Origin of the sequence: Streptomyces sp. NPDC048275, from assembly GCF_040652275.1 — a bacterium.
GTDB lineage: Bacteria > Actinomycetota > Actinomycetes > Streptomycetales > Streptomycetaceae > Streptomyces.
This window is the reverse complement of sequence record NZ_JBEZLR010000076.1, coordinates 1-19,756: the sequence shown is the minus strand read 5'-3', so window position 1 is coordinate 19,756 and position 19,756 is coordinate 1. Positions and strand designations below refer to the sequence as shown.

Here is a 19,756-nt window from a genome sequence, read left to right as displayed (position 1 = left end):
GAAGGTCCCCCCATTGATGTCCCTTCAGCCTGCCCCGGTGTCGTTCGAGCACCTGCCCGACAGTCTCGGTATCGGCGTCGCCGAACCGCGCCTGTCGTGGTCGCTGCCGTCCGGCGCGGGTGCTCAGGACGGGTACGAGATCGAGCTCGACCGCGGTGGCCGAGTCCACCGCACGGGTCATATCGACGGCGTCGACCAGGTCTTCGTCCCGTGGCCCGGCGAGCCCCTCGCCTCCCGCGAACGTGTCACTGTCCGGGTGCGGGTGTGGACAGGGCCCGGGGAGCCGTCCGAGTGGAGCCCGCCCAGCGTCGTGGAGGCCGGCCTGCTGGAGCCGGCCGACTGGTCGGCCGTCCCGGTCGGAGCCCCCTGGTCCGAGAATCCGGACAGCGACCGGCGCCCGGCCCGCGTCCGCAAGGACTTCACCCTCGTACGACCCGTCGCGCGCGCCCGCCTCTACATCACCGCGCACGGCCTGTACGAGGCGGAGATCAACGGCCGCCGGGTCGGCGACGACGCGCTGTCCCCCGGCTGGACCGTCTACGGTCATCGCCTGCGCTACTACACCTACGACGTGACCGACCACCTCACCGAGGGCACCAACACCCTCGGCGCCTGGCTCGGCGACGGCTGGTACCGCGGCCTCCTCGGCTTTGACGGCGGCACCCGCAACATCTACGGCACCGACCAGTCCCTCATCGCCCAACTCGAAGTCACCCACGACGACGGCACCAGCACCGTCATCGCCACCGACAGGTCGTGGACCGCCGCCTTCGGGCCGATCCTCACCAGCGGTCTGTACGAGGGCGAGACCTTCGACGCCCGCCCCGACGACCCCGACTGGGCGACCCCGCAAGGAATATGGGACGGCACTCCCGTCGCCGTGGGAAGCCGCGACCCCCGCACCCTCGTGGCCCCGCAGGGACCTCCGGTGCGCTGCACCCAGGAGGTCGCCCCGGTCACGGTCACCCGCAAGGACGACGGCCGCCACCTGCTCGACTTCGGGCAGAACCTCGTCGGCCGACTGCGCATCACCGTCGACGGGCCGGCGGGCACGACCATCACCCTGCGCCACGCGGAAGTCCTGGAGAACGGCGAACTGGCCACGCGCCCGCTGCGCGGAGCCCAGGCCACGGACACGTACATCCTCGCCGGCGACGGCCCCCGTACCTGGCAGCCACGGTTCACCCTGCACGGCTTCCGCCATGCCGAGATCACCGGCTGGCCCGGCGACCTTCCCGAGGGCGCCGTCACCGCGCTGGTCCACCACACCGACATGCGCCGCACCGGCTGGTTCGAGTGCAGCGACGACCTGGTCAACCGCCTGCACGAGAACGTCGTATGGAGCATGCGCGGCAACTTCGTCGACATCCCCACCGACTGCCCGGCCCGCGACGAACGCCTGGGCTGGACCGGCGACCTGCAGGTCTTCGCGCCCACCGCGAGCTTCCTCTACGACTGCGCGGGCATGCTCGACTCCTGGCTCGCCGACGTGGCGGTCGAACAACTCCCCGACGGGACCGTGCCCTGGTACGTGCCGGTCATCCCCGGCGGCCCGCAGTGGACGCCCATCAAGCCGGGCGCCGCCTGGGGCGACGTCGCCGCTCTCACTCCCTGGGTGCTCTACCAGCGCTTCGGCGACCTCGAACTGCTCCGCCGGCACTTCGCCACCGGCCGCGCCTGGGTCGACCTGATAGAGCGGCTCGCCGGACCCGGCCGCCTGTGGCACACCGGCTACCAGCTGGGGGACTGGCTCGACCCCAGCGCCCCGCCGGACGACCCGGCCGCCACCCGCACCGACCGCTACCTCGTAGCCACCGGCTACTTCGCCTGGTCCGCCCGCCACCTCGCCCGGTCGGCAAGGGAGTTGGGCGACACGGAAGCGGCGCAGCGGTACGGCACGCTGGCCGACGAGGTCGCCCAGGCGTTCCGCGGCCGCTACGTACTGCCGTCGGGCCTCATGACCAGTGACAGCCCCACCGCGTACTGCGTCGCCCTGGCCTTCGGTCTGCTCGACGATCCCGCGCAGCGCCAGTACGCCGGTGACCGTCTCGCCGGCCTGGTCCTGGAGGACGACGCCCGCATCGCGACCGGCTTCGTGGGTACGCCGCTGATCTGCGACGCGCTCACCGACACCGGCCACCTCGACGTCGCCTACCGGCTGCTCACGCAGACCGAGTGCCCGTCGTGGCTCTACCCGGTCACCCAGGGGGCGACGACCATCTGGGAGCGCTGGGACAGCCTGCGCCCCGACGGCACCCTCAACCCCGGCGGGATGACCTCCTTCAACCACTACGCCCTCGGCGCCGTCGCCGACTGGCTGCACCGCGTCGTAGGCGGCCTGTCCGCCTCCTCGCCCGGCTACCGCACCATCGCCTTCCGGCCTCGCCCCGGGGGCGGCATCACCTGGGCCAACACCCGCCACGAGACCCCGTACGGCACAGCGGCCCTGTCCTGGGAACTGACCGCGGCCGGCATGACCGCCCGCGTCACGGTGCCCGAGGGATGCCGGGGGACGGTGGAACTCCCCGGCCGCGAGCCACTGGACGTGGGTCCCGGCGACCATGTCGTCGACACCGGCGGCCTTCGTCAGGACGCCGCCTGAAGACCCGGTGCCGGGCCGACCTGACACGGCTCGGCACCGTTCCAGCCCCACTGCTGAACCACACCGCAGTACCGCCCGAGCACCAGCACCTCCCCTGAGCACCTTCACCTCCCGTCCGAAGGAGCACGGAAGTAATGAATCGTTTCAGAGGTATGACCCGCCGTCAGGTCGTGACCGCCGCAGTGCTGGGTACCGCCGGCGCCATGGCCACCGGGACCCCCGCCTTCGGAGCCGCACGGACCGAGCGGACCGCCCAACCGTGGCGGGACACCGCCAAGTCGCCGGACTGGCGCACCGATTCCCTGCTGTCGGCGCTGACCCACGACGAGAAGGTCATCCTCGTCACCGCCGTGGAAGTCGCCGACACCAAACCCCTTGAGCACCTGGGCATCCCGGCGATGACGCGCGTGGACGCCTCGGACGGCCTGCGCGGCGACACGGGCGTGACCGCCTTCCCCGCACCGAACGCACTGGCCGCGACCTTCGACACCGCGCTCGCGGAGGAATACGGGCGGGCGATCGGCGCCGAGGCTCGCGCCAAAGGCTGGAACGTCCTGCTCGGTCCGACCCTCGACATCGACCGCGACCCCCGCCACGGCCGTGAGGCGGAGTCGTACGGCGAAGACCCCCTCGTCAACGGTGCGATGGGCGCCGCTGTGGCGAAGGGCTTCCAGAAGAACCACGTCATCGCCCAGCTCAAGCACTTCACCGTGTACAACCAGGAGGACGGCCGCAACTCCCTGGATGTCAGGGTCTGCGAGCGGGCGCTGCGCGAGGTCTACTACCCGGCCTTCGAGCAGGCGATCCGTGAGGGCGGCGCGCTCTCGGTCATGGGCTCGTATCCCAAGGTCAACGGCGTCTACGCCTGCGAGAACGAGCACATCATCACCGCGCTGAAGAAGGATCTCGGCCTCAAGGGCTACCTGGGCACCGACTATTTCCCGTCGGGTGACCGGGTGGAGGAGTTCAAGGCAGGTGTCGATTCCGGTGCGCTTGTTCCGGATACTCCGAAGGAGGCCTTCTCCGACGGCCGTATCCCCGAGGAGCGCACCCACGACGCGGCCCGCCGCATCCTGTACGCGCTCTTTGCCTCCGGCGCCTTCGATCATCCGCTGCCCGCACCGGCCGACGTCGTGACCACGCCCGAGCATCAGGCGCTGGCCCGCGTGGCGGGGGAGCAGGCCACCGTGCTGCTCAAGAACCGCGGCGGCATCCTCCCGCTGTCCAGGCGGAAGACCGTCGCCGTGATCGGCCCCGCCGGCAAGGATGCCATCACGGGTGTCGAGGGCTCCTCCTACGTCGCCCCCGGCGACTTCACCACGGCCGTGGACGCGATCAAGGCCAGGACCCGTGCCGACCGCGTACTCGTCGCGCAGGGGTCGTACGGCGACGTGGCGCTGCCGGTCATCCCTGAAGCGGTCTTCACCACCCCCGACGGGCAGCCGGGGCTGCACGCCGAGTTCTTCGCGGGCGAAGCCTTCGGAGGAGACCCGATCGCTACCACGACCACCCCGAACGTCGACTTCCGCGACGGTAACCCGGTTGACGGCCTGCCGGCCCAGTGGTCGGCCCGCTGGACTGGCACCTTGACCCCGCCCACCACCGGCCTGGTGCGCTTCTCGACGCTGCTGTCCGGCGCGGCGAGGCTCGTCGTCGACGGGGCGACGGTCTTCGACGGGTCCCGCGCACTCTGGGACTTTTTCTTCGCACCGCAGGAGTACACCCTCGGGGGCGTCACCCGCCTCACGGCCGGCACGCCCGTCGAGATCACCGTGGAGTACTCCACGAAGGACGTCGGCTTCAACGGCCCGAGCGTGAAGCTGTGCTGGCAGCCCGACTCCCTGATCCCGGAGGCCGTCGAAGCGGCGAAGAGGGCGGACGTCGCCGTGGTGTTCGTGAACAACTTCGCCGGTGAGGGGGTGGACCGCGACAACCTGAGCCTGCCCGGCGACCAGGACCAGCTCATCGAGGCCGTGGCGGCGGCCAACCCTGACACCGTGGTCGTACTCAATACCTCGGGCCCGATGCTGATGCCCTGGCTGGACAAGGTGAAGGGAGTCCTCCAGTCCTGGTACCAAGGCGCCGCGACCGGCACGAGCATCGCGCGCGTCCTGTACGGGGACACCGAACCGGGCGGCCGTCTGCCGGTCACCTTCCCCGCCGACGAGGAGCAGGGCCCGTCCAGATACACGGGTCCGAAGAGCGGCGGGGTGGGCGGCACCATCACCTACGACGAGGGCATATACGTCGGTTACAAGTGGTACGACGAGCACCACCAGAAGCCGCTGTTCCCCTTCGGCTTCGGCCTGTCGTACACCTCCTTCGCGTACGACAGGCTGCGCGTCGAAGGCATCGATCTCGCCGACGGGCGGGATGCCGCCTCAGTCCGGGTCGAGTTGCGCAATACCGGGCGGCGCACCGGCTCCGACGTCGTGCAGGTCTACATCGGGCACTTGCCGACCAGGACGGCCACCCCCGAGAGGCAGTTGGCCGGCTTCGCCCGGGTGTCCCTGAAGGCCGGGGAACGGGAGACTGTCAAGGTCGAGATCGACCGCCGCAGGCTCTCGTACTGGGACGAGTCCACGAGCCGTTGGATCACCCCGACCGGCAGGGTCCCTGTCTATGTCGGCTGCTCCGCCGCCGACATCAAGCTCGCAGGCAGCATCACAGTCAAGTAGCCCCTGGATCGCCCCCCGCCGATGCCTTGGCCCAGGTCACGGACCGGTTCTCCGCCGAGCTCGGAGGCCGGCCCATGACGCTGGTGCCCACCGGGTGAGCGCCCACGGTTCGCGGGCACTCGGACCGGCGGATCCGAGGGTTGTCAGATGGCCCGCAGCCGGCCCTGGGGCCGGCCGACGGCCTGCGCCGTTCTCTCGTCCGTGGCGAGGAACACGACCAGTTGCTGGGCGTCCGAGTCGGCGTCGAGCAGTCCGGTGCCGCTCTCCACTCGCATGACGAAGGGATCCCCTGGTGGCAGTCCTTGCGCTGCCATTGCTCCGCGACGGTGGCCGCATCGTCACGATCTCGTCCGTGGCGACCCGGATGGCCAACCCCGCCCAGACGTCCTTCGCCATGACGAAGGGTGCGGTCGAGACGATGAGCATGACCTTGGCCAACGAGCTCGGGGTCCGGGGGATCACGGTGAACGCGGTTGCTCCCGGCGCCACTCGGACGGCGACCAACGGATCGTTCTTCGAAGCGCCGGGCCTGGCCGAACTCATCGCTGGAACGACGGCGCTCGATCGGCTGGGCGGGCCCGACGATGTCGCCGACGTGGTCGCGTTCCTAATGCTCGCTGGATGATGAAGTACGGCGCTCGCACGTTCACCGCGAAGAGGTGGTCGAACTCCTTCCTCGTCGTGGCTCCGAGCGGGCCGGCAGGCGCAGCCGCCGCGTTGTTGACCAGGATGTCGAGTGGCCGCCCAGCCAGACCGGCCTCGACTCCCGCGAAGAGCGTCTCGACGTCGTCATCCACGCCCAGCTCTGCCCCGACGGCGAGCGCGGTTCCGCCGTTACGTTCGATCTCTTCGACCGTCGACGTCGCACCGTCCTCGTCCGTGCCGAAATGCACGATGACCACTGCCCCCTTTGCCGCCAGCCGGGCCGCGATCGCCTGCCCGATGCCGCGCGATGCTCCAGTCACGAGAGCCGTCCTGCTGGTCAGATCACTCATGTCCACCACCCCATGATGTTAGTGACTACCAATCTGGTAGCCACTACCACTCCGGTAGGGTCTATCACATGCCAGACCAGCACTCAACACTGCGAGAACAACGGCGAGCCGAGACACAGCGCACGATTCAGGCACACGCTGTGCGGCTGTTCACCGAGCGCGGATACGACGCCACGACCGTGACCGACGTCGCCGAAGCCGCGGGCGTGTCGCCCATGACCGTGTACCGGCACTTCCCCACAAAGGAAGACCTCGTGCTCGTCGACCAGAACGGTCGGCTCGTCGCCGAGCGGATCATCGCGTCGTCCGCCGCGCAGCCCCTGGTCCGCCGCATCGGCAGCGCACTCATCGACTCGGCCGCGACGTTGACCAGTGACGGCCACGGAGACGACCTGACCGCGGGCGAGCAGTTCCTGCTCGCCCGCCTCCGGCTGATGATCTCGACGCCGGCCTTGCGCGCCAAGCACCTGGACAACCACTACGCCCTTCAGCAGGCGATCGTCGACGCCCTCGGGGGTGATGCCACCGATCCCGATACGGCGTTCCACGCACACGCGGCGGCCAGTGCCTGCCTGGCCGCCATGCACACGGCATTGGTGCGCTGGGCCGAGGGCGACGGGCGGACCGAGTTGCCCGACCTGATCGCGAAGGCGCTCGCTGCCGCCTTCGGTGATGACATCGTCGATACCGCCCCGGAGGCGTGAGAAAGACCCTCCGAGCAATCACCTGAAGCGACCGACGCCCGCCAAGTCGATCGCGCAGCCGCGACCCACGACGTCTCGGCGAGGGCGAGATGGCCACCGAGATCGTCCCCTTCACTACGTTCTGGATCACATGGCCCAGGCGGCGGCCAGGAAGCTGAAGAAGCTGCGGTGCCCGCCCGACCTGCTCGGCGAGGCGCTCGCGGTCGCCGAGACCGTCGCCGGCAAGTCGCTGCCGGTGGCGATGATGGCCAAGGAAGCGGTCGGCCGGGCCTTCGAGACGACGCTCACCGAGGGCCTCCGCTTCGAACGACGCCTGTTCCACGCGGTGTTCGCCACCGCCGACCAGAAAGAGGGCATGGCAGCCTTCGCCGACAAGCGGCCGCCCGAGTTCCGCCACCGGTAAGCGTTCGGGGAGAGCCGGTTCCGGCCAGGTCGAAGGGAGTGGGCCCTGCATGCACCCGGGAGTACCGTGAACTCGCGGTCGGGGTCTTCGCCGTGCAGGAGAAGATGCGCAAGCTCGCCCCCGCCGCCGAGATACCCGCCACACCCGTCCAACTGACCCCCGTCATCGAGGAGCTGCGCCATCTCTCCGAGCGGACCCGCGACATCGGCGAACGGCAAGCGGGGGCGGGGCCGCGATGTGCGGCCCCGCCCCCGCCGTCATGCGCGTCCGCGGGCGGGCGAGGGGATCACTTCAGGCCGAAGGCCCGGGTGATGCTCTGGTCCACGCTGTTGCCCCTGGCGTCGCGGGCGGTGGCCCGCAGGGTGACGAACCGTGCTGCGCGCGGCGCGTCGAGGCTGGTGTGCCAGCTGTTGCCGCTGTGCCGGAGCCGCGCGGTGTGCCAGGTCGCGCCGTCGTCGTAGGAGACCTCCAGGCCCACTGTGCGGATGGCGGCGGTGTCCGTCGAGGCGGACAGGTGGGACGCGGTGAGCGTCAGGTCGGCGTGGCGCCCTGTCCTGCCCGCGACGTCCGTGTCGACCGCGTAGTCCAGCTGGATCAGCGGCATTTGGGCCTGCTCGCCCGCGGCGCCCGCGCGGGAGGTGAAGCCCCACTCGGTGCGGGTGGACGTGGAGTAGGGGCCGGACCACGTGTCGCGGTCGTTCTCCGACACCAGACGGTAGGGGAGCGGGCCGGCGCCGAGGCCCGGGACGGTCAGGGTGTACTGGTATCGGCTGGTCTCCTTCACCAGTGTGTCGCCCTGGTACAGCTTGAGAATGTTGCGGACGCCGAAGTTGCCGTAGGTCGCCCCGAGATGGTCGTTCCCGGAGTCGCCCCAGCCGGGGACGAACACGTACAGCGTGTCGTCCTGGCGGACCGGGGCGGTGCCGTTGCCCAGGCGGGGCCGCTGGACGGGCCCGAACCACCGGACGCTGCTCGTCGTTCCCGCGCGGTAGGTCGCCGCAGGCGCGAACTGCTGCTGCTCGCCGGGGATCTCAGCCCGGCCCGACCACTGCTCGCCCGCCGTGACGTAGTCCGTGCGCTCCCCGAGCGCCGGGGCGATCGAGGAGTTGAGGGCGCTGGGCCCGGACCTTGCGATGTCCTCGCGGTAATCCAGCGCCCTCCCGGCGCGGAAGTTGCGGAAGGACACCTCGACGCGGGCCAGTTCACGCTGGGCCGCCCGGTAGACGGGGTCCGCCGGGACGGCGCCCTTGTAGTCGTGGACCAGTTCGTACACGTAGTCGGTGGTCGGGCTGGAGGTGACGTCGAGCCGGGTGCGGCTCTTCCCCAGTCCGGCGATCAGCTGCTCGCCCTCGTCCTGGGTGAGGCTCGCGATCGTCAGCGGCGGCGGGTTCGGCGCCCCCCAGGGGGAGTCGCTCCACGGGTCCAGGCGGCCGGATCCGTTGTGGACGACCAGGAGCAGTTCGGCGCCCGCGGCGGCGGCAGTGGCGGCCTGCTCCTCCACGGGCACGGTGCCGTTGCGGCGCACCACGACGGCCTTGCCCCGGGCGTTGCCAGAGGCGTACGCGGCAGCGGCGCCGTCACCGGCGAACATCGCGTCGAGCCGGTGTCGGCCCTGCGACAGCGGGGTCGCGCTCCGGTGCACGACGAGGTCGTCGAAGGCCCGGTCGCCCGAGGCCACCGTGAGAGCCGGCTCCTCCAGCCGCCAGCGTGTGCCGAAGACGAACTCGCCCTCGGCGACCTTCTTGGTGGGCAGGGCCCAGACGCTGTCGTACGACCTCCCTGGCCAGCGCGCGGAGGACGACCAGTCGTCGTCGGCGAAGCCGCGGTAGTACTCGATGCGGGAGCCGTCGGGCGTGCTCGGCTTGGGTGCCACCGCCCTGACCTGACGGGCCCGGGTCGCGTCGAAGACGGCGGTGCGGTCCTGGTCGAGGACGACGTCCGACACCGCCATCAGGCCCAGCCCGAGCGAGTGCGGGCCGTGGGAGCCTTGGAGGTCGGCCTCCATCCACGCGGTGTACGAACCGGGCGGCAGCCGCAGGTCCACGGTGCCCGACTCGTCGATCCGCACCGGCAGCCACAGCTTCTTCGCCGTCAGGATGACGGTGCCGCCGATCGGCTTGCCGCTGCGGTCCTTGGCCTTCAGCGTCAGTTGGTGGCGCTCGCCCTCCCGGCCGGCGCCGAGCGAGGTGCGGGTCAGGACCGCGCCGGACGGGCCGGTGGCTGTCAGGAACCCGGCCACCATCTGGTCCGCGGCTATCTTGTCGAAGTGCGCTGTCACCTTCACCGAGGCGGTGCCGTGCGCCGGGACGGTGACCTGCGAGGCCGACAGGGTGAACGGGCTGGTCTCCGCGCCCGAGGCGCGCACCGCGAGATCGAGGGTGACCGGGCTGCCGGCGCTGTTGGTGTAGGTCACCTTCCGCTCGGTGGTCGTTCCGGCGGGCGTCGGCCAGGTGCGGAAGCCGAAGTCGGCGCTGCCGGTGGCGAATGTGCTCGCGGCCGTCGTCGTGGCGATGTCCAGGCGGCCGGTTCCGCCCTCGAACGGGGTGTACCGCGGCGTGGCCTTGGTGGTGCTGACCAGGGCGTTCTTGAGCTGACGGCCCGTCCAGTCCGGGTGCTCGGCGGCCAGCAGCGCGGCGGCGCCCGCGACGTGCGGAGTGGCCATGGAGGTGCCGCTCAGGGTCTGGTACGAGCCCGAGCCCTCGGCGGCGTACTGGGAGCGCGCCGCCAGGATGTCCACACCGGGAGCGGTCAGGTCCGGCTTGACGCCTCCGTCGCCGGCCCGGGGGCCCCGGCTGGAGAAGTCGGCGAGGGAGTCGGAGCCGTCCACGGCGCCGACGGTCAGCGCGGCGGCCGCGGCACCTGGCGCGCCCACCGAGAATCTGTCGGGACCGGCGTTGCCCGCAGCGATGGTGAACAGCGCCCCGGTCTCCTCGCTGAGCGTGTCGACCGCCATGCTCAGCGGGTCCGTGCCGTCGGTGGGCTGGCCGCCCAGGCTCATGCTGATGATCTTCGCGTGCTGGTCGCGGGCCGCCCACTCCATGCCGGCCAGCACCCACGAGTCCTGGCCGTAGCCGTCGTCGGAGAGCACCTTGCCGATGTGCAGCTTCGCGCCGGGCGCGACGCCCCGCTCCTTGCCGTCGGACGCGGCGCCGGTACCGGCGATGGTGGAGGCCACATGCGTGCCGTGGCCGTTGCCGTCCACGACCGACTCGCCGGGCACGAAGCCCTCGGCCGCGGCGACCCGGTCGGCCAGGTCGGGGTGGTCCGTGTCCACGCCCGTGTCGAGGACCGCGACGTCCACTCCCTCACCGGTGTTGCCGGAGGCCCACACCTGCGGCGCGCCGATCTGCGCGGTGCTGTCGGCGAGGTCCACCTTCACCTTGCCGTCCAGCCAGACCTTGGCGAGGCCGCCCTTGAACCTGGGCCGTTCCCCGCTGTCGCGCGCCGCCGCCCCGGCGTCGTCCCCGGTGATCGACGACCAGAAGGCGTCCGACCGGTCGGCGCCCAGCGCCGCGCCCTGGATGCTGTCCAGCGTGCGCACCTTGCGGGCACCCTCCGGCACCGGCAGGGCACGCGAACGAGCGGCGGCATCGGTGTAGGTGACGATCAGCGGCAGCCGGTCGCGGTGCGCGTCGTCGTAGCCGTCAGCCAGGAGCCGCGTGACGTTGAACAGCTCCTTGTCCAGCAGCCCCGCAGCGACGTACGGCAGGGCGCTGTGCGGATAGACGTACGTGTTCTTGCCGGCCCGGTTGGTTTCGAAGCCGGTGTACCGGCCGTCCGGGTCCTGCACGGTCCGGCTCGACGTCCCGTCGGCGGCCCGGGTGACGGTGACCTTGTCGCCCGTCACCAGGGTGACGCTACGAGCGGTGCCGAGCGCCGCGGGCGCGGTCGCGGCGGACGCGGGGGATGAGGCGGAGAGCGGTGCGGGGGCCGCGGAGGCCAGGGCGGGCGACACGGCCAGCACCGCGGTGGCGGTGCACAGCGCTGTCAGCCTGCGTCTGCGGAAAGGCAGAAACGACAAGGGAGACCTCATGGTTGTGCGTCGGATGGGACGCCGAGGATTATGCGATCACCCCGGCCGCCCAAACTGGCTCCCGTCTGACGCAGTTGGGCCATGTCGCAGAGTGGACGGGCCGGACCGGGGCAAACAGGTGCCATGCCCTTTCGGGGCGCAAGCAGACCGCGCTCGAGACCGGCCCCATCAGCGGTGTCTCCGTCTTTGCCGGCGCTCCTCGGCCAGACAGCCATGCTGGAAAGGCTCTGTGTCGACCGTGAGCTCGACGAGGCCCTCACTCATGGCGGCGCGCCGACCAGCTCCACCTCGCGCTCGTCTGTGGCATCGAGGAGAAGACGGCCAGCCGCTGCGCGGAGTCGGCACGCGTGCCTTTTGGATGAGGCTGCCGAGCAGCCATCGCAGTAAAACCCGCTCGACCTGGTCACCTCCTGGCAGAGATCCTTGGGCATGGAGTTCCTCTGCTACCACCGCGACCGGCCCGGCTCCGTAGCGCTGCGCGACGAGCTGCTGGAAGAGCACTGGTCCTACATGGACCGGTACGCGAAGGAGATGATCGCCCGGGGCCCGACCCTCGCCGACGACGGCGACACACCCACCGGCAGCATGCACATCGTGGACCTGCCCGATCCCGCCGCTGCCCGCGCGTTCGCCTTCGACGAGCCGAACTATCAGGCCGGCGTCTACCGGGACGTGCTGCTGCGACGGTGGCGCAACACGCTGGGGCGCACCATGTGGGACTTCCCCGGCGGCCGGACCGGTGGCACCCGATACCTGGTGCTCGGCCTCGGCGCGGGGGATGCCGCCGACCTCGCGGTGCCGCCCGACCGGGACGAGCTGATCGCCTACGGGCCGCTGCTGTCCGACAGCGGCGCCACCTGGCTGGGCACGGCGGCGTTGGTCCGGGCGCCGGACCCGGAAACGGCACGCGCCATCCTGACCCCGGACCGGTACGCCGACATTGAGGTGCACAACTGGCAGTTCGGCGGGCGGCCGTCGTCACCTGAGGACGTCCAGGCCGATGTCACCGCCGAAGACCTTCGGACCGCTCAGCATCCTCGTGTTTCACCCGAACCTACGGATCCATCGGCCTGACGCACACCGGTGGATCCGTAGGTTCGCGCTGAAGGACCTTCAGTTTCCATGGGGCGGCAGCTGAGCTCGGCCGCATTTTCTTGACGGGTTGCGGCTCTGCTCGACGGGCTGGCGATGTCATTCGGAATGGGGGGGCAGGGGCGTGGGCGAGGGGGGACTCGACGGTCGGCTCAGGTCGGCGGTTCGGGCGGGGGATGCCGAGACGGTACGGGTTCTGCTGGAAAGGGGCGCGGATCCGGACGCGGTGGACGCGAACGGACTGCCGGTACTGTGCGTGGCCGTGGCGGCGTACGACGGACAGGTCGCCGACGTGTTGGTGGAGGGCGGTGCGGACCCTGACCGGGTGCTGCCGGACGGGACCACGCCGCTGTCGCGCGCCATCGACGGCAGCTCCCCGGAGGTCTTCTCGGCGGTGCTGGGCAAGGAGCCCGGACTGCGGCTTCCGGAAGCCGCCCGTGAACGGCTGCCCCGAGCGTGCCCGCTGATCATGTTGGCGCACCGGGAAACTCCAAGTCCCCGACGGAGTCGAGCTCACCGGGCCTGCGACCCCTGGCGACGCACGCCCGTGGCCCACCGGCGAAGCGCTGTGACAGCCTCCGCGCGGTCGGCGGGGGACAGGCCCGCGATCGTGACGTGGTGGTTGCCGCCCGGCACCCACAGCACGCGCGCGTCGCGGGGGCCGGGCCGGAAGGGCTCTGCGACGGACGGGTCCTGGGTGCCGTTGACGAAGAGCAGCTGGCTGGCGCGCCGCCGCACCCAGCGGTCGATGTCGGGCATGGCCTCGGCGTCGAAGTGCATCGGGACGTCGCGCGGCACGAAACTGCGGGGTTCGATGGCGTCCGGGTACTGCAGAAGTCCGTCCAGATGGTCGGTGGGAACGTCCAGGTAGCCCATTTGTGTGCCGAGTTGGTACCAGTAGGGGATGTAGCTCCGGGCCGTGGAGTCGGCGTAGACGGGAAGGGCGGCCGTCTGTTCCAACCACGCGTACAGCGCGTCGGTGGAGGCCTCCGGGCCGGGAATGGCGGTGGCGTCCGCAGCGGTGCGGTTCTGCCAGAACATGAACGGCACCCGCAGGACGGCGATCTCCAGTGCCTTGTCGGCGCTGCCGATGATGCGGAAGGTGTTATTGGTGGCGGCTGCCCAGGCCTCGTAGCGGGCGACCAGGTATGTGCGGCGCAGCAGCATCTGTCGCTGTGCCGTCTCCAGGGCGTCGCGGGCGGCGGCGGTGCCCACGTGCTCCAGGAACCGTATATAGGCGGAGTCCTCGCGGTCGTCGACGTTGTTCGGGGCGGAGTAGGCGACGGTGCCGTCCACATCGTGGGGGTGGAAGCGGCGGTGGTACACGCTGGCCATGCCGCCCTTGCTGCCGCCGGTGGAGATCCACGCGTTGGGGTACAGCCGGCGGAAGAGGCGGACCACGCGGTGGTGGTCGTCGGCGGCTTGGCGGACCGTCAGGTGGGTGAGGTCGAGGGCCGCCGGACGCGAGGTGCCGAAGAAGCGGTGCTCGACGCCGAGCTGGTTACCGCTCAGGAGGACGGCCGGTTCGGTCCGCCGCGGCACGAGCGGCACTTCGTATCCGGTGCTGAACAGGACGGTGGGTCGGTCGGCGGCGGTATGGAGCAGGGTGAGGCGCTGCTCGAAAGTCCCGGCCCCGGGGTCGTTGTGGTCGACCGGTTGGCGCAGGCCTAGCACGAAGAAGCGGTATCCAGGCTCGGCGCCCGGCCGTTCCTCGATGACCCGCAGGCCCGGAAGCGCCCGCAGGGCGTCCACCACGTCATCGGCCCCTGCGCGGGTCCGGTCCGCGGCCCGCGCAGGCACGACGGTCAGGCCCGCCGCCGAGGCCGCCGATGCGGCAGAGGTGAGCAGACGTCGTCTCGTGAGGGTGCGCATGCAAGTCCTTTCCAGTGCCGACTGCCTCAGTACATCGGCCGGCGGCACCAGGGAGATCCCGCGCGCGAGGGAACCCTCTCCCCCAGCTGGGGGAGAGACCACATCACGGGGACTCCTGAGCCGCCGCTCCGCTTGCTGCCCTGTCGGCGGTGAGCGCGATGTCAAGGGCGGATGGCGCGCCACGAACAGACCAACGACCTACTTTGCGGACGCGACGTAGCAGGCTCTGGCCCCTGCAGTGGGCGAAGACTCGCCGTTCTCCGACGGGTCCGCTGCGCTCCGCGAGGCCGAAACGGGGCCGAGGCTGGGTGGACAGTGTGCGGAGCACGGACGCGCGCTCCGCGAGCTGTACCCGCTTGCGCAGGCGCTGTTCGCTGTCCGGGGTGCCGCCGCAGGCGCGGAATAGGCAAGATCCGACAGGATGCCGGCGTCGAGGTCCCGGTTCGCTGCGGCGTGGGAGGCGTGGAGCGCCCATCCAGTGTCGCTGTGCGGCGGTGTGCTCGCCCTGGTCGAAGTGCAGCCAGCCGGCGTGTTGGGCGGCAGAGGAGGCCACTTGGTGCAGTCGGCGTCCGTCGAGAGCGCCGGTGAGGCGCTGCGGCTCGATGGTGGCCCATTCCTTGGCGACTCCGACCAGGCCTCCTTTGGGGCGGCGCGTGCCCTTGCGGCGGCGGTTGACACCCCAGAGGCGAACATGATGCGCGGCAAGGTGGCAGTCACGTAAGGCAGTTGAACATGTGCGGGGTGGGTGGTGGATCGGCCCGTGGGTGGAGCACTGGGTGCATCGTCGGGTCGAGATGCGTGCTTCGGTGGTGGCAGCGGCCACCAGTCCGTCACGACGTGCCCTCGGCTGGGAGTTCCAGGCGCAGTTCGTAGCCGCCGTCGGCCGTTGGGCCGGAGGTGACAGTGCCACCGAGGAGTGCGGCGCGCTGACGCAGGCCGACCAGCCCGTGGTGGGCGCTGGGCAGGGGGAGAGGGGGTCGGGTCGGTGCGGTGTTGGTGACCGTGGCGCGGATGGCGCCGTCCTCGTGGCGGATGCGAACCGTCGCGGTGGTGCCGGGGGCGTGCTTGCGTGCGTTGGTCAGTGCTTCTTGGATGGTGCGGTAGATGGCGCGCTGGACGGTGGGCGGAAGGTCGGCAGGCAAGTCTGCCTGCAGTTTGGTCTCGATGCCGCTGTTGGTGACCAGCCGCTCGAGGTCGGCCAGGGACGGCTGCGGTGTCAGCTCCGTGGGGCGGCCCCCGGCGGCGCGCAGGACGCTGACCATGTGCCGCAGTTCGTCCAGGGTCTGTACGCTCAACCGCCGGATGGTGGCGGCGGCTTCTTTGACTTCGGCGTCCCGGGTGCCGACCTGGAGGGCTCCGGCCCGCACCGCAATCAGGCTGACCTGGTGGGAGACCACGTCATGCATCTCCCGGGCGAGCTGCGCGCGTTCCTTGGCCAGCACGCTCTGGGCGGTCAGCAGCCGCTCGTGGTCGCGCGCCTCGGAGATCTCGGCGAGCCGCTGCGACAGATCACGTCGGGCCTGGACGAGTTGGCCCAGGAAGACAGGAGCGGCCGCCGTCGCCGCCGTGTAGCCCAGAGTGATCAGGGTCGAGGAGGCCGTGAAGTCGAAGTTCGGTGACGGCCAGGAGGTCATGTCGCTGATCGTGAACGCAGCAGCACAGATGGCCAACAGAGTGCGGTGGCGGGTGAGTGAGGCGAGGGTGTACAGAGCGGCCAGCGCGGCGAGGATCGAGTCGGAGAACAGGACGGCGGGCAGGGTCAGCAGGAAGGTCAGCAGCGGCATGCGACGGCGCAGCACAAGAGCGAGGGCAGCGGCCACGGCGCACACCATGCGCAGCGGCTCGTCCGTGTCGAAATGGGCCCAGACGTCGAGCAGCGCGACCGCGACGAGGGCGGCGTCCAGCAGCGGGGCTTGCAGACGGCGGGGGATCATCCCCGCTCCTGGTCCCGCGGCGGTTTGAGAAGGCCGGCCCGTTCGGCGAGCAGGGCGGCCTGAACGCGGCCGTCCACCTCCAGTTTGGTGAGGATGGCGCTCACATGGTCCTTGACCGTGCCGGTGCTCAGGTGCATCCGTATGCCGATGTCGGTGTTGGACAGTCCCTCGGCGATGAGGACGAGTACGGTGCGCTCGCGGTCGGTCAGCCGGGCGACGCCGCGGGCAGCCGGTTCCTGAAGGCCGGCGTTCAGGTAGCCGTCCACGACCGTTCGGGTGACCTTGGACGCCAGCACGGTGTCGCCGTCGGCCAGGGCCCGCACCAGGAACGGCAGCTCCTCGGGGTCGGTGTCCTTCAGCAGAAAGCCGGTGGCGCCCGAGCGAAGTGCCTTTGCGACGTATTCGTCCATGTCGAACGTCGTGAGCATGGCCACCACCGGAGGGTGAGGCAGCCGACGGAGGCCGGCCAGGACGGTGAGGCCGTCGACGTCCGGCATCCGAATGTCCAGCAGCACGACGTCAGGACGTATCTCCTGCGTCGCCTGAAGCGCCTGGCCGCCGGGAACCGCCGCCACGACCTCGATGTCGTCCGCCGTGTCGAGGATGTGCTGAAAACCCGTACGAATCATGGCCTCGTCGTCGACCACCAATACCCGGATCACGCGTGCTCCACTCGCTTTCGGACCACTGTCCGATTCGTACCACGCCGAGGGGTACCCTGCGGGCTTCCGACACCCAATCCGGCCGGGTGGCGGGGCTACGTCAGCTAGTCGGCGGGGGTGGTTCCGGACATCTGCCGGATGGTTTTGACTGGCCGCGTCTCCGACCCTGGATCACATGACGCACGACGTTCCAGAGGCCGCGCCGTCCGAGGCGGCATCCGCTGCCGGGGCAGGCCCCTGCGCGTCCCATACGTCGTCAACAGGACGGCTGATCGTCCTCGACCTGGCCTGCGGCCTGACTGTTTTCGGCATGTACGCAGCCCACGTCGGCCTTGAGCCTTCCGTGGGCGGCCCGCTGGAGGTGGCACGTGGCCGGTCCTCTGCCCTGCTCGCTCTGCTTGCCGGCTTCACCCTGGTCCTTCTCACCGGCCGGCCGCAGCCGCAGACCGGTCGCGCAGGGCGGCAGGCCATGGGCAGGGCACTGATCCGCTCCGCCGCCCTGATTGCCCTGGGATACGCCCTGACCTCCCTGGACACCCCGGTCGACGTGATCCTTGCCGCTTACGGAATGGTCTTCGTCCTCGCTCTTCCGCTGTACCGGCTGCGGGCTCGCACCCTGGCCGTCATCGCCGCGGCGACCGTGCTCGTACTGCCCCAGGCCCTGTATCTGCTTCGGTCTGTGGTCGAGGGCGGAAGCTGGGCCGATGCCGCCATCGCCCACGATCCGCCGGCCCGGATCGCCGGTTCGGACGGGATCGTCGAATTGTTCATCACCGGCGAGTATCCGGTACTGACCTGGCTGCCCTTCGTCATCGCCGGAACGGCGGTGGCGCGGCTCGACCTCACCCGGCCCGGCATACACGCCAAGGTCGCCCTCCTCGGCGGCGCGCTGGCCGCACTCGGCTACGTCGGCTCTTGGCCGGCTCTGCACCTGGTCCCGGGCACGCAGGCCGCCGTGAGCGCGGCGACGGATGGTGGGTCGGCCGCATCGGCGTGGTGGTCCGACGCCGTGGGCGACCCCACCACCAGTACCCCGGACTGGCTGCTGGTGGCCGCGCCGCAGAGCCAGACGACAGGGTCGATCCTGGGCAGCGCCGGCGTCGGCCTCGTGGTCGTCGCGGGCTGCCTCATCGCCACAAACCGGTCGGCGCGCCTGTCGTCGCCGGCCGCGCCCGTCATCGCGGTCGGCTCGGTGTCCCTGACCGCCTACTTCGGCCACATCATCGCCATCAAGGCCCTGGGCACCGAGGACCTGCCTGCCTCCGCTGCCCTGCCAGCCCTGGTCGGCTTCGCCGCGGCTGCCATGCTGCTGGCCCTCGCCTGCACCCGGACCCTCCGGCGAGGACCACTGGAATTCATGCTGCACGCCGCCACCACACCCGCCCGCCTGATCAACTAACCGGGGGTCGATGACTAAAAACTTTAGGGGGCACAACCTGCGCCGACGATTCCACGGCACCCGCGGTTTTCGAGGGTCTCACCCCATCCGGTGTCATGCCGGGCCAGGACGGAGGTAAGCCGATGTCGATCAGCCTGACATTCATGTGCGCGCCAGCAGGGGACACCACCACGGATACAGTCCTCGGTGACGGTCTCCTCAGTGAGGGGGGCCTGCGTGAGGCACGCGCCGCCCGCGCAACACTTCCTCCGTACTCGCTGGCCATCCGGGCACCGTCGATCCGCTGCGCGGAGACCGCCGGCGCTCTCGGCCTGGAGACCACACTCGAGCCCGCACTACGCGACTTCGACTACGGCATGTGGCGCGGCCGCACAGTGGCCGAAGTCGTCATGGACGACCCCTACACGTACTCCGCCTGGCTTACAGACCCGGATGCCGCACCAACCGGAGGCGAGTCCGTACGCCAGCTCTGCCGTCGAACCGCCCACTGGCTGAGCAGCCTGCCGCATGACACGGGCCGCACATTGGCCATCACCGAACCAGCCGTCGTCCGGGCCTCGCTCGTCCATGCCCTGTCCGCACCAGCACGAGCCTTCTGGCACTTCGATGTGCCCCCCTTGTCGCCGGTCTCCCTTACCTTGCGTGGTGGCCGCTGGCACGTTCGGCCCGGCGACATCACCCCTGAAAGAGCCGGCACCACTCGCGCTGCTCCTATGCCCTGTTCCGCACAGAATCGGCGGGTGCTCCTGTGGGGCGAGGCGGTGACCGACGAGCGGTACGACCTCATCGCCCGGGTGTGACCCCCCTCTGCGGCACCAAGCGGCGATCACGATGCCGGGGACAGAACGTCCCACCTCTCGGGTGCTGGTCGGAGCACCGGCGGCGTCGAGGTGACGTACGCAGCGAGCGCGAGAAGCTGCAAGAGGCCGGTACGAGGAGGATCTGCATCTAGTCAGTAGTGCTTCGTTAGGTTCTGGTTCCCCACGAGCCTTCGTGTCCTCCGTGTCGTCGCACACGAAGCAGGCTCAGACCGCCCAACAGGATCAACGCTCATGTCCACCGTGTGTGTCGCCAACCCCTGCCTACATGCTCATACAGAGAGTCGCCCAACATCCTGGATGTCGCCGAGGGCGGACAGTCGCCTGACCTGGAGCGGAGAAGCCGGACGGTGGAGCCAGCCGGGGGCGAGCCGGCGCAGTCCGCGCAGCAGGGTTGTCGGAATACGTCCTACTTGCCGCTGTTCCGGGCGGACCGGTGAGGTTCGGCGTCACTGCGGTGATGAGGGAACGGGCCGTGTCCCGCGACGTGGTGTAGGGGATCAAGAGCTACGCGTTCCGGTTCGAGACCCGTGGCGATCTCTGCGGAGACTGCAGCCCACGAAG

At 70.4% G+C, this 19,756-nt stretch carries 11 protein-coding genes and 4 pseudogenes; 9 read left to right on the top strand and 6 right to left on the bottom strand.

Annotated elements, in window-relative coordinates; translation table 11 throughout:
* Nucleotides 1-37 precede the first annotated feature (37 nt).
* Together AB0D57_RS33770 and AB0D57_RS33765 are read left to right on the top strand one after the other, a co-directional pair.
* Nucleotides 38-2,602, top strand: a complete 2,565-nt coding sequence (locus tag AB0D57_RS33770; protein WP_362081889.1) for a family 78 glycoside hydrolase catalytic domain — start codon at nucleotides 38-40, stop codon at nucleotides 2,600-2,602.
* Nucleotides 2,603-2,736: 134 nt separating this feature from the next.
* Nucleotides 2,737-5,280 carry a glycoside hydrolase family 3 C-terminal domain-containing protein gene (locus tag AB0D57_RS33765; RefSeq protein ID WP_362081886.1) on the top strand — a complete coding sequence of 848 codons (2,544 nt, stop codon included), beginning with the start codon at nucleotides 2,737-2,739 and terminating at the stop codon, nucleotides 5,278-5,280.
* Nucleotides 5,281-5,423: 143 nt separating this feature from the next.
* Here the strand turns inward: AB0D57_RS33765 and AB0D57_RS33760 are convergent, their stop codons facing one another.
* Nucleotides 5,424-5,555 (bottom strand): hypothetical protein, encoded by a 132-nt coding sequence (locus AB0D57_RS33760; RefSeq protein WP_362081883.1) that lies wholly within the window; start codon nucleotides 5,553-5,555, stop codon nucleotides 5,424-5,426.
* A 29-nt stretch (nucleotides 5,556-5,584) separates the two neighbouring features.
* Between AB0D57_RS33760 and AB0D57_RS33755 the strand changes: the two are divergent.
* Nucleotides 5,585-5,890: pseudogene (locus AB0D57_RS33755) on the top strand (SDR family oxidoreductase); the annotation flags it as partial.
* Here the strand turns inward: AB0D57_RS33755 and AB0D57_RS33750 are convergent.
* Complete coding sequence (locus AB0D57_RS33750; RefSeq protein ID WP_362081880.1) at nucleotides 5,820-6,275, bottom strand: SDR family NAD(P)-dependent oxidoreductase; 456 nt, start codon at nucleotides 6,273-6,275, stop codon at nucleotides 5,820-5,822. The pseudogene AB0D57_RS33755 and the gene AB0D57_RS33750 overlap by 71 nt on opposite strands.
* Before the next feature lie 68 nt (nucleotides 6,276-6,343).
* Here AB0D57_RS33750 and AB0D57_RS33745 point away from each other — a divergent pair, with 68 nt between their 5' ends.
* Both AB0D57_RS33745 and AB0D57_RS33740 read left to right on the top strand, forming a co-directional pair.
* The gene (locus tag AB0D57_RS33745; RefSeq protein WP_362081877.1) at nucleotides 6,344-6,979 is read left to right on the top strand and encodes a helix-turn-helix domain-containing protein; all 636 of its coding nucleotides are present in this window, start codon (nucleotides 6,344-6,346) and stop codon (nucleotides 6,977-6,979) included.
* A 178-nt stretch (nucleotides 6,980-7,157) separates the two neighbouring features.
* A pseudogene (locus AB0D57_RS33740) lies at nucleotides 7,158-7,382 on the top strand (enoyl-CoA hydratase-related protein); the annotation flags it as partial.
* Between the two features lie 286 nt (nucleotides 7,383-7,668).
* Here the strand turns inward: AB0D57_RS33740 and AB0D57_RS33735 are convergent.
* Nucleotides 7,669-11,403: a S8 family serine peptidase gene (locus AB0D57_RS33735; RefSeq protein WP_362081874.1), complete on the bottom strand. Its 3,735-nt coding sequence runs from the start codon at nucleotides 11,401-11,403 to the stop codon at nucleotides 7,669-7,671.
* Nucleotides 11,404-11,844: 441 nt separating this feature from the next.
* Between AB0D57_RS33735 and AB0D57_RS33730 the strand changes: the two are divergent.
* Nucleotides 11,845-12,393: pseudogene (locus tag AB0D57_RS33730) on the top strand (YciI family protein); the annotation flags it as partial.
* Nucleotides 12,394-12,631: 238 nt separating this feature from the next.
* Nucleotides 12,632-12,895, top strand: a pseudogene (locus AB0D57_RS33725) (ankyrin repeat domain-containing protein); the annotation flags it as partial.
* Nucleotides 12,896-13,020: 125 nt separating this feature from the next.
* Here the strand turns inward: AB0D57_RS33725 and AB0D57_RS33720 are convergent.
* The 3 genes from AB0D57_RS33720 to AB0D57_RS33710 form a co-directional block, all read right to left on the bottom strand.
* Nucleotides 13,021-14,379: a S28 family serine protease gene (locus tag AB0D57_RS33720; RefSeq protein ID WP_362081870.1), complete on the bottom strand. Its 1,359-nt coding sequence runs from the start codon at nucleotides 14,377-14,379 to the stop codon at nucleotides 13,021-13,023.
* Nucleotides 14,380-15,209: 830 nt separating this feature from the next.
* Entirely contained in the window at nucleotides 15,210-16,313 is a 1,104-nt protein-coding gene (locus AB0D57_RS33715; RefSeq protein ID WP_362081867.1) for a histidine kinase, read from the bottom strand.
* On the bottom strand, nucleotides 16,310-16,975 hold the full coding sequence (locus tag AB0D57_RS33710) for a response regulator transcription factor (RefSeq protein WP_362081864.1): 666 nt from the start codon (nucleotides 16,973-16,975) through the stop codon (nucleotides 16,310-16,312). Before AB0D57_RS33710 ends, AB0D57_RS33715 begins: the two co-directional genes overlap by 4 nt.
* A gap of 175 nt (nucleotides 16,976-17,150) precedes the next feature.
* On the opposite strand from AB0D57_RS33710, the gene AB0D57_RS33705 reads away from it, so the two are divergent.
* Nucleotides 17,151-18,374 carry a hypothetical protein gene (locus AB0D57_RS33705; protein WP_362081861.1) on the top strand — a complete coding sequence of 408 codons (1,224 nt, stop codon included), beginning with the start codon at nucleotides 17,151-17,153 and terminating at the stop codon, nucleotides 18,372-18,374.
* A 143-nt stretch (nucleotides 18,375-18,517) separates the two neighbouring features.
* Entirely contained in the window at nucleotides 18,518-19,174 is a 657-nt protein-coding gene (locus AB0D57_RS33700) for a histidine phosphatase family protein (RefSeq protein ID WP_362081859.1), read from the top strand.
* Nucleotides 19,175-19,756 lie beyond the last annotated feature (582 nt).

Excerpts from the sequence above, each read along its gene's own strand:
- AB0D57_RS33765 (WP_362081886.1), top strand. The coding sequence starts at position 2,737 with ATGAATCGTTTCAGAGGTATGACCCGCCGTCAGGTCGTGACCGCCGCA.
- AB0D57_RS33760 (WP_362081883.1), bottom strand. The coding sequence starts at position 5,555 with ATGCGAGTGGAGAGCGGCACCGGACTGCTCGACGCCGACTCGGACGCC.
- AB0D57_RS33750 (WP_362081880.1), bottom strand. The coding sequence starts at position 6,275 with ATGAGTGATCTGACCAGCAGGACGGCTCTCGTGACTGGAGCATCGCGC.
- AB0D57_RS33745 (WP_362081877.1), top strand. The coding sequence starts at position 6,344 with ATGCCAGACCAGCACTCAACACTGCGAGAACAACGGCGAGCCGAGACA.
- AB0D57_RS33720 (WP_362081870.1), bottom strand. The coding sequence starts at position 14,379 with ATGCGCACCCTCACGAGACGACGTCTGCTCACCTCTGCCGCATCGGCG.
- AB0D57_RS33715 (WP_362081867.1), bottom strand. The coding sequence starts at position 16,313 with ATGATCCCCCGCCGTCTGCAAGCCCCGCTGCTGGACGCCGCCCTCGTC.
- AB0D57_RS33705 (WP_362081861.1), top strand. The coding sequence starts at position 17,151 with ATGACGCACGACGTTCCAGAGGCCGCGCCGTCCGAGGCGGCATCCGCT.
- AB0D57_RS33700 (WP_362081859.1), top strand. The coding sequence starts at position 18,518 with ATGTGCGCGCCAGCAGGGGACACCACCACGGATACAGTCCTCGGTGAC.